We start from the raw sequence: 14198 nt of genomic DNA, 5'->3' as shown, positions 1-14198 counted from the left end.
TTGTTGGTGGGGGTGTGGGTGGTGTGTTGGATAATGGTATAGAGCAGTGATTTTTGGCAGCCACCGTGTGTGTGGTGGTTGTTCGTGTGACTCGCCCTGCCCCTCGTGTTGAGGGGTGTGTGGTGGTTAGAGTTACGGCGGTCATAGCGTGGGGGAAACGCCCGGTCCCATACCGAACCCGGAAGCTAAGACCCATTGCGCCGATGGTACTGCATGCGGAAGCGTGTGGGAGAGTAGGTCACCGCCGGACACCCTTTGAAGACAAGAGCCCCGTGAGGCGATCGATGGTGATCGCTTCCGGGGCTCTTGTCGTGTCGCGGGGCGGCCTCAGCCCCGGCGGAGACGCGGATGCCCCGGGCGTCCGAGGCTCCGCCGTCCACGCCTGTCCGGAGGCGTACCCGGCGTCGGGCTTCGTCGATGAGCCCGACGAGGTCACCGGGTATCCTGGGGAGGCATCACGCACCGGCTTCGCAAGGAGAGCACCAGAGTTATGCCCGCAGAGTCTTCTCGAGACCGCCGTTCCGCCGCACGGCGCCCCGACGATCGTCGTCCGTCCGACGGCGATCGCGGCACCGGCCGCGACGGCCAACGACGTGCGGGGGAACGGCGCACCGAGCAGCGCGGCGACCACCGTCGTTCCGATCGACCGGATCGTCCCCGGTCGCCGGAGATCGACGAGGACGTCTCCGGCAAGGAGCTCGACAAGGAGGCCGCCGGGCAGCTCGGCACGCTCAACGGAGAGAACCGCAAGTGGGTCTCCAAGCATCTGGTGATGGCCGGCCGGCTCGTCGACGTCGACCCGGACCTGGCGCTGGAGCACGCCCTGGCGGCCTCCCGCCGGGGCGGTCGGCTGGCCGTGGTGCGGGAGGCGGTCGGGCTGTGCGCCTATGCGGCCGAGGACTTCGCCGAGGCGCTGCGCGAGCTGCGCACCTATCGCCGGATCAGCGGAGACCAGACGCATCTGCCGGTGCAGGCCGACTGCGAACGCGGTCTCGGCCGTCCGCAGAAGGCCGTCGAGTTGGGGGAGTCCGCCGAGGCTCGTCAGCTCTCCGGCGCGGTCCGCGCCGAGCTGGCGATCGTGGTCGCCGGCGCCCATCAGGATCTCGGCGACCACGCCTCGGCGGCCCGCGCGCTGGAGGTCCCCGAGCTGCGCAGGGACCGCGCCTTCAGCTTCTCGCCCCGGCTGTTCACTGCCTACGGCGAGGCGCTGGAGAGTCTCGGCCGCACTGAGGAGTCCGCCCAGTGGCACGAGCGGGCGTTCGTCGCCGAGCGCGCCCTCGGCTCCGGCGCCTTCGCCGACCCGGAGATCATGGATTTCGACGACACACCGGCCGAGGTGCCCAAGGTCAAGGATCTGCTGGACGGGTCGCGCGCCGAGCGTCCCGCGGCGGGCGAGCCGCAGGCTGGACAGGAGCCGCCGACGGCGGAGGAGCAGGCATGAACCCGGCGCTGATCGATGCGCACGACGGGGTGCTCTTCGATCTCGACGGCGTCCTCTATGCCGGCGACGCGGCCGTGCCGGGCGCAGTCGAGGCGCTGGCGGAGCTGCGTGAGCGCGAGATCCCGTACGCATTCATCACCAACAACGCCTCGCGGTCCCCGGAGACGATCGCCGAACACCTGACCGCCTTGGGCATGACGGCCTCCGCCGAGCAGGTCTTCGGCTCCGCCGACGCCGGCGTGGCGCTGATGGCCGCCGAGATCCCGCAGGGCGCGACAGTGCTGGTGACCGGCAGCGACTTCCTGCGCACCCGCGTCGCCGAGGCCGGCTTCACCGTCGCCGCGGACGCAGAGGATCGACCGGCCGCCGTGCTGCAGGGCTTCAGCCCGGAGCTCGGGTGGAGCGATCTCGCCGAGACGGCCTACGCCGTCGCCGCCGGCGCACGCTGGTTCGCCACGAACCTGGACCTGACGATCCCCCGGGGCCGCGGGATCGCCCCCGGCAACGGGGCGCTCGTCGAGGCGGTCTCCCGGGCCACCGGCACCCTCCCCGCCGCCGCCGGCAAGCCGGAGCCGGTGCTGTTCACCCGCGCGGTCTCCGCGCTGGGCCTGCAGCGGCCGCTGATGATCGGCGACCGGCTCGACACCGACATCCTGGGCGCGCGGCGCGCCGGGTGCACCGCCGCGCTGGTGCTCACCGGCATCGACTCCGCCGAGACGGCGGCCGCGGCCGACGACGAGCAGCGGCCGCATCTCATCCTCGAGACGCTGGCCGGCCTCTTCGCGGTCGAAGCGGCGGGGAGCCGCGCATGAGCGGCGAGGAGCAGCCGGTGCCGAGCGAGGCGTCCACCGGCCAGGTCGCGGCGGAGCTGGATCTCGAGGAGCTGGAGGCCGAGATCGGCCGGGCCGAGGAGCTGCACGGCGAGCTGAGCCGGCGGCTGGACGCCGCCGGCCGGGACTGAGCGCGATGGGCTCGCGTCGTCTGGACCGCGCCCTGGTCGAGGAGCATCTGGTCGCCAGCCGCTCGCGCGCCGCTCAGCTCGTCGCCGAGGGCCTCGTCCGCGTCGACGGTCGCACTGTCCGCAAGGCCGCCGCCAAGGTCACCGAGGCCGCGCGCCTCGAGGTCGACGACGACCCCTGGGTCAGTCGTGCCGCGCATAAGCTGCTCGGCGCGCTGACCGTCTGCCCCGAGGTCGACCCGCGCGGCAGACGCTGCCTCGACGCCGGCGCCTCCACGGGCGGCTTCACCCAGGTGCTGCTCGCCCGCGAGGCGTCCGCAGTCGTGGCCGTCGACGTCGGCCACGACCAGCTCGCCGCCGCGCTGCGCGAGCACCCGCGGGTGACCTCCGTCGAAGGACTGAACCTCCGGCACCTGGAGCCCGGCGAGCTCGGCGAGCCCTTCGAGCTGATCGTCGCCGACCTGTCCTTCATCTCGCTGCGGCTGATCGTGCCGGCGCTGGCGGCCCAGGCCGCCGCCGGTGCGGAGCTGCTGCTGATGGTCAAGCCGCAGTTCGAAGTCGGCCGCGAGCGGCTCGCGCGCACCGGCGTGGTCAGCAGCCCGCAGCTGCGCCGCCAGGCCGTCGCCGGCGTCGTCGCCGCCTGCGAGGAGGCCGGCCTGCGGCTGGTCTCGGCGCATCGTTCCCCGCTGCCCGGGCAGGACGGCAACCGGGAGTTCTTCCTCCGTCTGCGCGCGCCCGGCCGATGCCACGACGGCGCGGCCGCGGACATCGCCGACGCCGAGTCGGCGGCGGCGGATAGGCTGGAACGGATCGACCACATCGACTACCGGGACTGATCCCGCGGCTCGCGGGCGTCGACCACGCAGGAGGTGCCATGTCCCAGGCCGAGAGCAGCCGTGCGGTGCTCGTGCTGGCCCACACCGGCCGTCGGGACGCCGTCGACGCCGCCGTCTCCGTCGTCGAGCGGCTGCACGCCGCCGGGCTGACCCCGGCGCTGCTCGCCCGCGACGTCGACCGGCTGCAGGTCCTCGTCGGCGAGCGGCTGAACCGCGTGCCGCTGGCCGTCGTCGGCCGCGACATCACCCTGGCGCAGTGCGAAGTCGGGATGGTCCTCGGCGGCGACGGCTCGATCCTGCGCGCCGCCGAGCTCGTCCGCGGCGCCGATCTGCCCCTGATGGGCGTGAACCTCGGGCACATCGGCTTCCTCGCCGAGTCCGAGCGCACGGAGCTCGACTCCTCCGTGCAATGGGTGGTCGACCACGACTACACCGTCGAGCGGCGCATGGCGATCGACGTCCGGATCTGGCGCGAGGGTGAGCAGGTCGCCAGCTCCTGGGCGCTGAACGAGGCCAGCATCGAGAAGAAGTCCCGCGAGCGGATGATCGATCTGGTCGTCGACATCGACGGCAGCCCGGTCTCGGCCTTCGGCTGCGACGGCGTGGTCATGGCGACGCCGACCGGTTCGACCGCCTATGCCTTCTCCGCCGGCGGGCCGGTCGTCTGGCCCGAGGTCGAGGCGCTGGTGATGGTGCCGATCTCCGCCCATGCGCTCTTCGCCCGGCCGCTGGTCGTCGACCCCGATTCGGTGATGGCTGTGGAGATCCTCCAGCACGAGGACGAGGAGGCGGTGCTCTGGTGCGACGGCCGTCGGTCGGTCGACCTGCCGGCCGGCTCCCGCGTGGAGGTCACCCGCTCGGCCGAGCCGGTGCGCCTGGCCCGGGTGAACCAGACGCCCTTCTCCGAGCGGCTCGTCGACAAGTTCAATCTGCCCACCAGCGGCTGGCGCGGTCCCGTGGCCTCGGAGGTCCGCCCGGAGGACGACGGCGTCGCCGGCACGCGGACCGTCGACCCCACCAGTCATCCGATCGGCGCCGAGATGGCCACCGAGCGCGGCACGCTGCGCCACGACGCGGCACAGAAGGAGGACGGTCAGTGATCGAGCACGTCACCATCAGCGACCTGGGCGTCATCGAGCGCGCCGAGCTCGAGCTCCATCCCGGGTTCAACGTCGTCACCGGCGAGACCGGAGCGGGCAAGACGATGGTCGTCACCGCGCTGGGCCTGCTGCTGGGCGCCCGCGCGGAGGCCTCGGCAGTGCGCAGCGGGGCGGCCAAGGCCGCCGTCGACGCCGAGGTGGCCACCGACTCGACCCACCGCTCGGTCCGTCTGGCCCGCGAGGCCGGGGCCTGGCTCGACGACGACGGCGCGGCCGATGCCGCGGCCGACGGCACAGGGGACGACGGCGACGCCGCGACACGGACCGAGACCTCGCTGCTGCTCGGCCGGGCCGTCAGCGCCAAGGGACGCAGCCGGGCGACGGTCAGCGGCCGTGGCGTGCCGGTCTCGCTGCTCGGGGAGATCGGCTCCTCGCTGGTCACCGTCCACGGCCAGACCGACCAGCTGCGGCTGAAGTCCCCGGCCGCCCAGCGCCGAGCGCTGGACGCCTACGCCGGCGAGGAGTTCGCCGGGCTGGCCGAGGCCTACCGCCGGCGGCACCGCCGCTGGCTGGACCAGCGGGCCGAGCTGGAGGAGATCACCGCGAACGAACGGCAGCGCCGGCTGGAGGCCGAGCAGCTGCAGCAGGCGCTGGAGCGCATCGATGAGGTCGCCCCGCAGTCCGGCGAGGACGAGGAGCTCAAGGCCGAGGCGATGACCCTGGAGAACGTCGAGGAGCTGCGCGAGGCCGCCCGGGTCGCGCAGACCGCGCTGTCGGGCCCGGACGCCGCCGAATCCGTCGGCGACGAGCCCAACGCGGTCGCGCTGGTCGAGACGGCGGCGCAGGCGCTGGCCGCCGTCGCCGACCAGGACCGGGAGCTGGCCTCCGTCCACGAGCAGATCGGCTCGGTCTCCTCGCTGCTCAACGACGCCGCCTCGCAGCTGGGCGTCCACGCCGCCAGCCTCGACGAGTCGGGGCCGGAACGGCTGGCCGAGGTCCACCAGCGTCGCGCCGAGCTGGACCGGCTGACCCGGCTCTACGGCCCCGACGTCGACGCGGTGCTCGCCTGGGCCGGGGAGTCCCGCGCCCGGCTCGCGGTGCTGCACTCCGACGCCGACCGGATCGAGGAGCTGCAGGCGCGGATCACCGAGGAGGAGGCCGCGCTGCGCGAGCAGGCCGCCGAGCTGCGCGCCCGCCGCGCCGAGGCCGGGGAGCGGCTCTCGGCCGCCGTCGGCGAGGAGCTGGCGGCGCTGGCGATGCCGCAGGCGCGGCTCGTCGTCGACGTCGCCGAGACCGAGGACCTGGGCCCGCACGGCGCCGACTCGGTGTCGATGCTGCTGGCCCCGCATGTCGGCGCGGACCCGTTGCCGCTGGGCAAGGGAGCCTCCGGCGGCGAGCTCTCCCGGGTGATGCTGGCCCTGGAGGTCGTCCTCTCCGCCCACGACTCGGCCGGGACCTTCATCTTCGACGAGGTCGACGCCGGCGTCGGCGGCAAGGCCGCAGTGCAGATCGGCCGTCGGCTGGCCATGCTGGCCGAGCATGTGCAGGTCATCGTGGTCACCCACCTGCCGCAGGTCGCCGCGCACGCCCAGCGCCACATCCGCGTGTTCAAATCCTCGGCGGAGACCGACGGCGACGCCGGAGCCTTCACCGCCAGCGACGTCCACGCCCTCGACGACGGGGAGCGGGTGGCCGAGCTGGCCCGCATGCTCGCCGGCCAGGAGGACTCCGAGTCCGCCCGGGCGCACGCCCAGGAGCTGCTGGAGAGCGCCGGACAGCCGGTCTCCGGCTGACGCGGACGCTCCCCGACTATTCCCGGGTGCTGCGGCCTGATACGATCGAACTCCGTGGCGCAGCGAACAAGTTCCCGGAATCAGACCAGTCCCGACCAGACCCGCCAGATCTTCGTGACCGGGGGTGTGGTCTCCTCCCTCGGCAAGGGTCTGACCGCCTCCTCGTTGGGGCATCTGCTCCGTGCACGGGGCCTCTCGGTGGTCATGCAGAAGCTCGATCCCTACCTGAACGTGGATCCGGGCACGATGAACCCCTTCCAGCACGGCGAGGTCTTCGTCACCGAGGACGGTGCTGAGACCGACCTCGACATCGGCCACTACGAGCGCTTCCTCGACGAGAACCTCGACGGCCTGAACAACGTGACCACCGGGCAGATCTACTCCTCGGTGATCGAGCGCGAGCGGCGCGGCGACTACCTCGGCGACACCGTCCAGGTCATCCCGCACATCACCGACGAGATCAAGCGCCGCATGCGGCTGCCCGCCGAGCCGGCGGACGGCCGCGAGGCGCCCGACGTGATCATCACCGAGATCGGCGGCACCGTCGGCGACATCGAATCGCAGCCGTTCCTCGAGGCAGCCCGCCAGATCCGCCAGGACATCGGCCGGGAGAACGCCTACTTCCTGCACGTCTCGCTGGTGCCCTACATCGGGCCCAGCCAGGAGCTGAAGACCAAGCCGACCCAGCATTCGGTGGCGGCGCTGCGCTCGCTGGGCATCCAGCCCGACGGCATCGTGCTGCGCTCGGCGCGCGAGCTGCCGCAGGACGTGCGCGGCAAGATCTCGCGGATGTGCGACGTCGACGAGGACGCGGTGATCAACTGCCCCGACGCGCCGAGCATCTACGACATCCCGCGCATCCTGCACAAGCAGGGCATCGACGCCTACGTGGTGCAGAAGATCGGCCTGAAGTTCCAGGACGTCGACTGGTCGACGTGGAATGATCTGCTCGAGGTCGTCCACCATCCCGACCACGAGGTCGAGGTGGCCCTGGTCGGCAAGTACATCGACCTGCCCGACGCCTACCTCTCGGTCACCGAGGCGCTGCGCGCCGGCGGCTTCGCCCACCGGGCGAAGACGAAGATCCGCTGGGTGGCCTCGGACCTCTGCGCCTCCGAGGAGGGCGCGGCCAAGGCGCTGGCCGGCGTCGACGCGATCTGCGTGCCCGGCGGCTTCGGCATCCGCGGCCTGGACGGCAAGATCGGCGCGCTGCGCCATGCCCGTGAGCACGGCATCCCGACGCTGGGCCTCTGCCTGGGGCTGCAGACCATGGTCATGGAGTACGCCCGCGACGTGGTGGGGCTGCCCGAGGCCAGCTCCACCGAGTTCGACCCGGACACCGCCTACCCGGTCATCGCCACGATGGCCGAGCAGGAGGACATCGTCGCCGGCGACGGCGACCTGGGCGGCACCATGCGGCTGGGCTCCTACGAGGCGGTGCTCGCCGAGGACTCGGTCGTCGCGCAGGCCTACGGCGCCACCCAGGTCACCGAGCGCCACCGGCACCGCTACGAGGTGAACAACGCCTACCGCGAGCAGCTGACCGACGCCGGCCTCGTCGTCTCCGGCACCTCGCCGGACGGTCAGCTCGTCGAGTTCGTCGAGCTGCCGGCCGACCAGCACCCCTACTATGTCGCCACCCAGGCCCACCCGGAGCTGAAGTCGCGGCCGACCGACGCCCACCCGCTCTTCGCCGGACTGATCGGCGCGGGCCTGGCCCGGCGCGGCTGAGCCCGGCGGCGTCCATGGTCGATGCGTCGACGGCCGAGGCCTCGACGGCCGACGCCGCCGGGGACTCCTCCGCGCAGGAGGAGTCCCGCCGGCGCCGTCGTCGGCTGGAGCAGGTCCCCGAGACGCCGATCGGCCGGCAGATCGGCGAGTATCTCACCCATCTGCGGATCGAGCGCGGCTCCTCGGCCAACACGCTGGCCTCCTACCGGCGTGATCTCACCCGCTACGGTGCCCACCTGCTCGACGCCGGCGTCGAGGACCCGGCCGCGATCGACGAGGGACTGGTGGCCTCCTTCGTCCAGGCGCTGAGCACCGGCGACGACGGCGGCTCGCCGATGGCGCAGTCCTCCATCGCCCGCACGCTGGCCGCCGTCCGCGGCCTGCACCGCTGGTGGGCGCTGGAGGGCCGCACCGTCGACGATCCCGCTCGGCACGTCAGCGCGCCCAAGCCGCGCCAGTCGCTGCCCAAGGCGCTGACCGTCGAGCAGGTCCGGCGCCTGCTGGAGGCGCCGAACCCTGCCACGCCGCTGGGCCTGCGGGACCGGGCGCTGCTGGAGTTCCTCTACGCCACCGGTGCGCGGATCAGCGAGGCGGTCAGCCTCGACGTCGACGACCTGCACGAGGTCCGCGCCGCAGCCGGTGCAGAGACCTCCGGCGACGGCGCGGTCGACGGTCCGGACGAGGATCCGGCCGACGGTCCGGACGAGCGGCCGGGACCGCCCGACGGGCTGATCGTCGTCCGGGTGACGGGCAAGGGCGACAAGCAGCGCGTGGTCCCGGTGGGGACCTTCGCCCAGCGGGCGGTCGGCGACTACCTCTCGGCCGGGCGGCCGGCCCTGGTCGAGGCGGCCGCGCGGCGGCGCAGCTCCTCGGCGTCCTCGCCCGCGGGGTCGCCGGCGCTGTTCCTCAACGCCCGCGGCGGGCGACTCTCCCGCCAGTCGGCCTGGACGATCCTGCAGCGTCACGCCGCCGCCGCGGAGATCGACGGCGAGATCTCGCCGCACACGCTGCGCCACTCCTGCGCGACGCATATGCTCTCCGGCGGCGCCGGCATCCGGCTGGTCCAGGAGATGCTCGGCCACGCCTCGGTGACCACCACGCAGATCTATACGAAGGTCACCGCCGAGTCTCTGCAGGAGAGCTACCTGGCCGCCCACCCGCGGGCGCGCTGAGCACGCGCCGCGGGACCGCGGTCCCGACCGGCCGCACCGTCGGCGGTGCCGCCTCAGGCCGCGCGGCGGCCGGCGCGCCAGACCGCGTGGGTCAGCGGCATCCCGGGGCGATAGGCCAGATGGATCGCCGCCGGAGCGTCGAGGACGTGCAGGTCGGCGCGCTTGCCGACCTCGAGGGAGCCGACTTCGTCGTCGACGCGCAGCGCCCGGGCGCCGCCGACGGTCGCCGCGCGGACCGCCTCGTGCAGGCTCAGCCCCATCTGCAGCACCGCAGTGGAGACGCAGAAGGACATCGAGGTCGTGTAGCTGGTCCCCGGGTTGCAGTTCGAGGCCAGCGCGACCTCGACGCCGGCGTCGAGCAGCCGGCGCGCCGGGGCCAGCGGCTGCCGGGTGGACAGGTCGCAGGCGGGCAGGCAGGTGGCCACTGTGCCGGCCCCCTCGCCCGCCCAGCTGCCGGCCAGCGCCTCGACGTCGGCGTCGTCGAGGTGATTGACGTGGTCGACGCTGGCCGCGCCGAGCTCCACCGCCAGCCGCACGCCGGGGCCGGGGCCGAGCTGATTGCCGTGGACCCGCAGCCCGAGTCCGGCCGCGGCACAGTCCTGCAACACCCGGCGGGAGGCCTCGGCGTCGAAGGCCCCGCGCTCGCAGAAGACGTCGGCCCACTGCACATGGGGCCGCACCGCCTCCAGCATCGGGCCGCGGACCTGGTCGAGGTACTCGGCGGCGTCGGCGCCGGGCGGGACCAGATGCGCGCCGAGGAAGGTCACCGCGTCGACGGCCTCGGCGGCGATCCGCGCGTGGCGGGCCTCCTCCTCGACGGAGAGCCCGTAGCCGGTCTTGGTCTCCAGGAAGGTCGTGCCCCCGTCGACGGCGTCCTGCACGCGGGAGGCGACGAGGGCGGCCAGCGCGGCGTCGTCGGCGCCGCGGGTGGTCTCCATGGTCACGCCGATGCCGCCGGCGCTGTAGGCCTCGCCGGCCATGCGCGCCTCGAACTCGGCGCCGCGGTCGCCGGCGAAGACCAGATGGGTGTGCGAGTCGACCCAGCCGGGCAGCACCGCCCGGCCGCCCAGGTCGTGGACGGCCTCGGCGGCCGGGGCCTGCTCGGCGGGCCCGATCCAGGCGATGCGGTCTCCCTCGACGAGCACGGCCGCGCCGTGCAGCACGCGATGCTCGGCGTCCTGGGTGGTCAGCTCGGAGATGCCGGTGATCAGCATCGAGCCGGGCCGCGCGGCGGCGGTGCTGTCGGCGGTGCTCTGGGTGCGGGCGGGGACGGTGTTCGGCAGGGGGTTCATCGCAGCTCCGGGTGGTGGGCGAACAGGGACTGGTACAGCTCGGCCGGGTCGCCGAGGCGCTCGTGGACGCCGTCGCCGGCGATGCGCTCGCCGGCGACGGTGACCGCGACGACGTCGGCGGCGGTGGCCGTCATGGGCAGCTGACCGGGATCCGAGCCGATCGTGCGCATCGAGGAGTCGTCGAGCTCGATCACGTCCTCGGCCGCGGCGGCGGAGATCCCGAGGCTGCGACGGCCGGCGGCCACGGCCGCGGTGCGCAGCGCCGCGGGACTGAAACGGCCGCGGCGCCCGGTGCGCAGCCGCTCGCCGTGCTCCATCGCGCGCATCTCCACCAGCGGGTCCAGGACCACGTGCTGGTCGGAGCCCAGCGCGATGGAGGCTCCGGCGTCGGCGAGCTCGCGGGCCGGTCCGATGCCGTCGCCGAGGTCGGCCTCGGTCGTCGGGCACATCACGACTGTCGAGCCGGTCCGGCCCAGCAGCCCGATGTCGGTCTCGGTGAGATGCGTGGCGTGCACCGCCGAGAGACGTTCGGAGAGCAGCTGATGCGAGTGCAGCAGTGCGGCGGGGCTGAGCCCGTGGGCGGCCTGCACGGCGGCGTTCTCGGCCGGCTGCTCGGAGAGGTGGACATGCAGCGGCACCTGCGGGCGGTCCGCGGCCCAGTCGGCCAGCTCGGCGAGCTGGCCGGAGTCCACGGCGCGCAGCGAGTGCACCGCCGCGCCCAGCGACACCAGCCCGGCGCCGCCGTCCTCTTCGGCCAGGGCGTCCTCCAACGACGCCCATCGGGAGGCCCAGGCGGCGACGTCGCCGTCGGCGTAGCGGCGCTGGACCTCGCCCAGCGGCAGCGGCCGGCCCTCGGGGGAGAGGCCGCCCTGCAGGTAGCAGGTGTCCAGCAGCACCAGGCGGATCCCGGCGGCCCGGGCGGCGCGGGCCAGCGCACGCTCCATGGCGTGGTCCGGGTAGGCGGCGCCGTCGGGGGCGTGGTGCAGATAGTGGAACTCGCCGACCGCCGTCCAGCCGGCGACGGCCATCTCGGCGTAGACGGCGGTGGCCAGCCGCTCCATGCTCTCCGGGGTCAGCGCGCCGGCGAGGCGGTACATCTGCTCCCGCCAGCGCCAGAAGTCGGCCGGCGCGCCGTCGGCGCCGGCGTGGGTGCGTCCGCGCAGCAGTCGGTGGAAGGCGTGCGAGTGCGCGTTGACGGGGGCCTCGACGGTGAGGGTCACAGCAGCTCCTCCAGGGCGTCGGCCAGGGCGAGGACGCCGGCGGCCGCGTCGTCGTCCTCGACGTGCTCCTCGGGCGCGTGGCTGATGCCGGTGGGATTGCGCACGTGGATCATCCCGGTGGGCACGCGGGCGGCCAGCACCCCGGCGTCGTGGCCGGCGCCGGTGGCCAGCAGCGGGGCCGCGGGGGCGGTGCGGCGGACCGCGCCGGAGAGCGTGGCGGCCAGCTGCGGATCGAAGTGCACTGTGCCGCTCAGCGACTCCTCGACGAGCTCGCCGGTGCACCCCTCGGCGGCGGCATGGGCGCGGGCGGAGTCGGCGATCTCGGCCACCAGCGCGGCGGTGACCTCGTCCTCGGCGTGCCGGACGTCCATCCACAGGTCCACGCGGGAGGCGATGACGTTGGTGCCGCCGGGGATCGGGGAGATCCGCCCGACCGTCGCACGGGCGTCGGGGCGGGCGGCGGCCAGCCGGCGGACGGCCAGCACCGTCTCGGCCGCGGCGACCATCGGATCGGCGCGGTCCTGCATGAGCGTGGTGCCGGCGTGATTGCCCTGGCCGCGGAAGCTCAGCCGCCAGCGGCCGTGGCCGAGCACAGTGGATCCCACTGCCAGGGCCGGCCCTGCGGATCCGGGCCCGCTGTGCTCGGGGCCGTCGAGTCCTCGGCCCTGTTCGACGTGCAGCTCGACGAAGCGGCCGATGCTCTGCAGCGCCGCCGGATCGGGGCCCATCCGTCGCGGGTCGAGGCCGTTGCGCTCGGCCGCCTCGCCCAGGGTGATGCCCTCGGCGTCGGTGAGCGCCAGGGCGCGCTCCGGGTCGATGGCCCCGCTGAGCAGCCTCGACCCCAGGCAGGCGACGCCGAAGCGGGAGCCCTCCTCCTCGGGGAAGACCGCCAGCGCCAGGGCGCGCTGGCGGTGCAGGGCGCCGGCGGCCTCGCGGGCGACCAGCTGGTCGAGGGCGGCCAGGGCCGAGGCCACGCCGAGCGGGCCGTCGAAGGCGCCGCCGCCGGGCACCGAGTCCAGATGCGAGCCGGTGACCACCGCGTCGGCGCGGGAGGCCTCCAGCGAGCCGCCGCGGCGTGCCGCCGGCAGGTCCCACCAGGCCCAGAGGACACCGTTGGCGTCGGTGGTGGTCTCCAGGCCCCGGGCGGCGGCCTCGGCGAGGAACCAGCTGCGCAGCTCGCGCTCGGCGTCGGACCAGACCGGGCGGCTGTAGCCGCCGCGGCGCGGGTCGGCGCCGACGTCGGCGATGGCCGCCAGCAGGGAGTTCACCGTCGTCGGGGAGGGGGCCTCGGAGGGCGGGGGAATGGGGGTGGGAGTCATGCGATTCCTAGGATCAGAGCGGCCAGCGGTGTGGCGATGAGCAGGGTGAGGATGACCCGTTCGATCCAGATGATGACCATCTGCCAGATCGTCACGGGGATGCGGGTGGCCAGCACCGACGGCACCAGCGCGGAGAAGAAGATGATCGCCGAGACCGAGAGCACGCCGATGACCAGGCGCAGCAGCTCGGACTCGTGGCCGGCGACCATCGTCGCCGGCAGGAACATCTCGGCCACTCCGACGGCGGCGGCGCTCGCGGCCAGGTGCGGGTCCGGCAGCTGCACGGCCCAGGTGACCGGCAGGAAGAGGTATCCCAGCCAGTCGAAGACCGGCGTGTGCAGCGCCAGCGTCAGCCCGATGAGTCCGACCGACATGATCGAGGGCAGGATCTGCATCGCCATCCGCAGTCCGTCCAGGAAGCTGGACCAGAGGCTGCGGGGCAGCGAGTCCGCCTCGGCCAGCGCCTCGCCGGCGGCCCGCCAGGCGGCCGCCGTCCGCGAGGCGGTGATCCGCTGTTCCGGGCGCGGCTCGACGCCGGGGAGGCAGTCGTCGGCGATGCGGCTGGTCGGCGGGATCCGCACCACGATCGCGGTGACGAGGTAGGTCACCACCAGGGTGAGGAAGAAGTACCAGAGCCACAGGTGCATCAGCTCCAGCGTGCGGGCGACGACGACCATGAAGGTCGCCGAGACTGTGGAGAAGCCGGTGGCGATGATCGCGGCCTCGCGGCCGGTGTAGCGGCCCGAGGCGTAGACCCGGTCGGTGATCAGCAGGCCCAGCGAATAGCTGCCGACGAAGGAGGCCACCGCGTCGATGGCCGAGCGGCCCGGCGTGCGCCACAGCGGGCGCATCACCGGCTGCATCAGCACGCCGAGGTACTCCATGAGGCCGAAGCCGACCAGCAGCGCGAGGAAGATCGCGCCCACCGGCACCAGCAGCCCCACCGGGATGACCAGCGCGTTGTAGAGGAACGGGCCGAGGTCGGGGGCCAGCAGGAACGCCGGTCCGACGCCGAGCACCAGCATGGTGCCGGCGGTCAGCCCCACGATGTTCAGGAACGCGAAGACCGTCCGCACCGGCGAGGCCCGCCACTGCCCGGTGACGAAGGGCCGGATCGTGCCGGCCAGGATGATCGCCAGGGCCACGTAGCGCGCTGCCGCGCCCAGGGCCTCCTCCAGCGCGGTAACCAGGTGGTCCAGCGGGATGGTCGTCGTGCCGGCGGCGGTGACCGGCACGAAGAACATGACGAGGCCGATCGCGCTGTAGAGGAAGAACCTCCAGCGGCCGCGAGGGGCTTCGGCGGTCCGCGCCGTCTGCGGGGCGGTGCTGTCCATGG

Annotated in this window: 12 protein-coding genes and 1 rRNA gene; 9 read left to right on the top strand and 4 right to left on the bottom strand. The window is 73.7% G+C overall.

The annotated features are described in order from the left end of the window. The first annotated feature begins 133 nt into the window (after positions 1 to 133). From rrf to ABD652_RS12180, 9 genes are all read left to right on the top strand, one after another. Positions 134 to 250 (top strand): 5S ribosomal RNA (gene rrf, locus ABD652_RS12220). Between the two features lie 240 nt (positions 251 to 490). Continuing rightward, positions 491 to 1441 (top strand): tetratricopeptide repeat protein, encoded by a 951-nt coding sequence (locus tag ABD652_RS12215; RefSeq protein ID WP_344721746.1) that lies wholly within the window; start codon positions 491 to 493, stop codon positions 1439 to 1441. Further along, entirely contained in the window at positions 1438 to 2253 is an 816-nt protein-coding gene (locus ABD652_RS12210) for an HAD-IIA family hydrolase (protein WP_344721744.1), read from the top strand. Before ABD652_RS12215 ends, ABD652_RS12210 begins: the two co-directional genes overlap by 4 nt. Continuing rightward, positions 2250 to 2402: a hypothetical protein gene (locus ABD652_RS12205; RefSeq protein ID WP_344721742.1), complete on the top strand. Its 153-nt coding sequence runs from the start codon at positions 2250 to 2252 to the stop codon at positions 2400 to 2402. Before ABD652_RS12210 ends, ABD652_RS12205 begins: the two co-directional genes overlap by 4 nt. 5 nt (positions 2403 to 2407) lie before the next feature. Then, positions 2408 to 3235 carry a TlyA family RNA methyltransferase gene (locus ABD652_RS12200; RefSeq protein WP_344721740.1) on the top strand — a complete coding sequence of 276 codons (828 nt, stop codon included), beginning with the start codon at positions 2408 to 2410 and terminating at the stop codon, positions 3233 to 3235. A 38-nt stretch (positions 3236 to 3273) separates the two neighbouring features. Then, positions 3274 to 4335, top strand: a complete 1062-nt coding sequence (locus ABD652_RS12195) for an NAD kinase (protein ID WP_344721738.1) — start codon at positions 3274 to 3276, stop codon at positions 4333 to 4335. Continuing rightward, positions 4332 to 6128 (top strand): DNA repair protein RecN, encoded by a 1797-nt coding sequence (gene recN, locus ABD652_RS12190; protein WP_344721736.1) that lies wholly within the window; start codon positions 4332 to 4334, stop codon positions 6126 to 6128. The genes ABD652_RS12195 and recN overlap by 4 nt, the downstream gene beginning before the upstream one ends. Positions 6129 to 6164: 36 nt before the next feature. After that, complete coding sequence (gene pyrG / locus ABD652_RS12185) at positions 6165 to 7859, top strand: CTP synthase (RefSeq protein ID WP_344721752.1); 1695 nt, start codon at positions 6165 to 6167, stop codon at positions 7857 to 7859. Between the two features lie 14 nt (positions 7860 to 7873). Beyond that, positions 7874 to 9031, top strand: coding sequence for a site-specific tyrosine recombinase XerD (locus ABD652_RS12180; RefSeq protein ID WP_344721734.1), 1158 nt, complete (start codon positions 7874 to 7876; stop codon positions 9029 to 9031). 53 nt (positions 9032 to 9084) lie between these two features. Here the strand turns inward: ABD652_RS12180 and hutI are convergent, their stop codons facing one another. The 4 genes from hutI to ABD652_RS12160 all read right to left on the bottom strand — a co-directional run bounded on the left by hutI (position 9085) and on the right by ABD652_RS12160 (position 14196). After that, positions 9085 to 10245 (bottom strand): imidazolonepropionase, encoded by a 1161-nt coding sequence (gene hutI / locus ABD652_RS12175; protein ID WP_344721750.1) that lies wholly within the window; start codon positions 10243 to 10245, stop codon positions 9085 to 9087. Between the two features lie 74 nt (positions 10246 to 10319). Continuing rightward, positions 10320 to 11543 carry a formimidoylglutamate deiminase gene (locus ABD652_RS12170; RefSeq protein ID WP_344721732.1) on the bottom strand — a complete coding sequence of 408 codons (1224 nt, stop codon included), beginning with the start codon at positions 11541 to 11543 and terminating at the stop codon, positions 10320 to 10322. Further along, a complete protein-coding gene (locus ABD652_RS12165; RefSeq protein WP_344721730.1) occupies positions 11540 to 12862 on the bottom strand; it encodes an allantoate amidohydrolase in 1323 nt (440 codons plus the stop codon). The genes ABD652_RS12170 and ABD652_RS12165 overlap by 4 nt, the downstream gene beginning before the upstream one ends. After that, entirely contained in the window at positions 12859 to 14196 is a 1338-nt protein-coding gene (locus tag ABD652_RS12160; RefSeq protein WP_344721728.1) for a YjiH family protein, read from the bottom strand. Before ABD652_RS12160 ends, ABD652_RS12165 begins: the two co-directional genes overlap by 4 nt. Positions 14197 to 14198: the final 2 nt, after the last annotated feature.

Source organism: Nesterenkonia halobia (genome assembly GCF_039536005.1).
Lineage (GTDB): Bacteria > Actinomycetota > Actinomycetes > Actinomycetales > Micrococcaceae > Nesterenkonia > Nesterenkonia halobia.
This window is presented reverse-complemented; position numbering and strand designations above follow the sequence as displayed.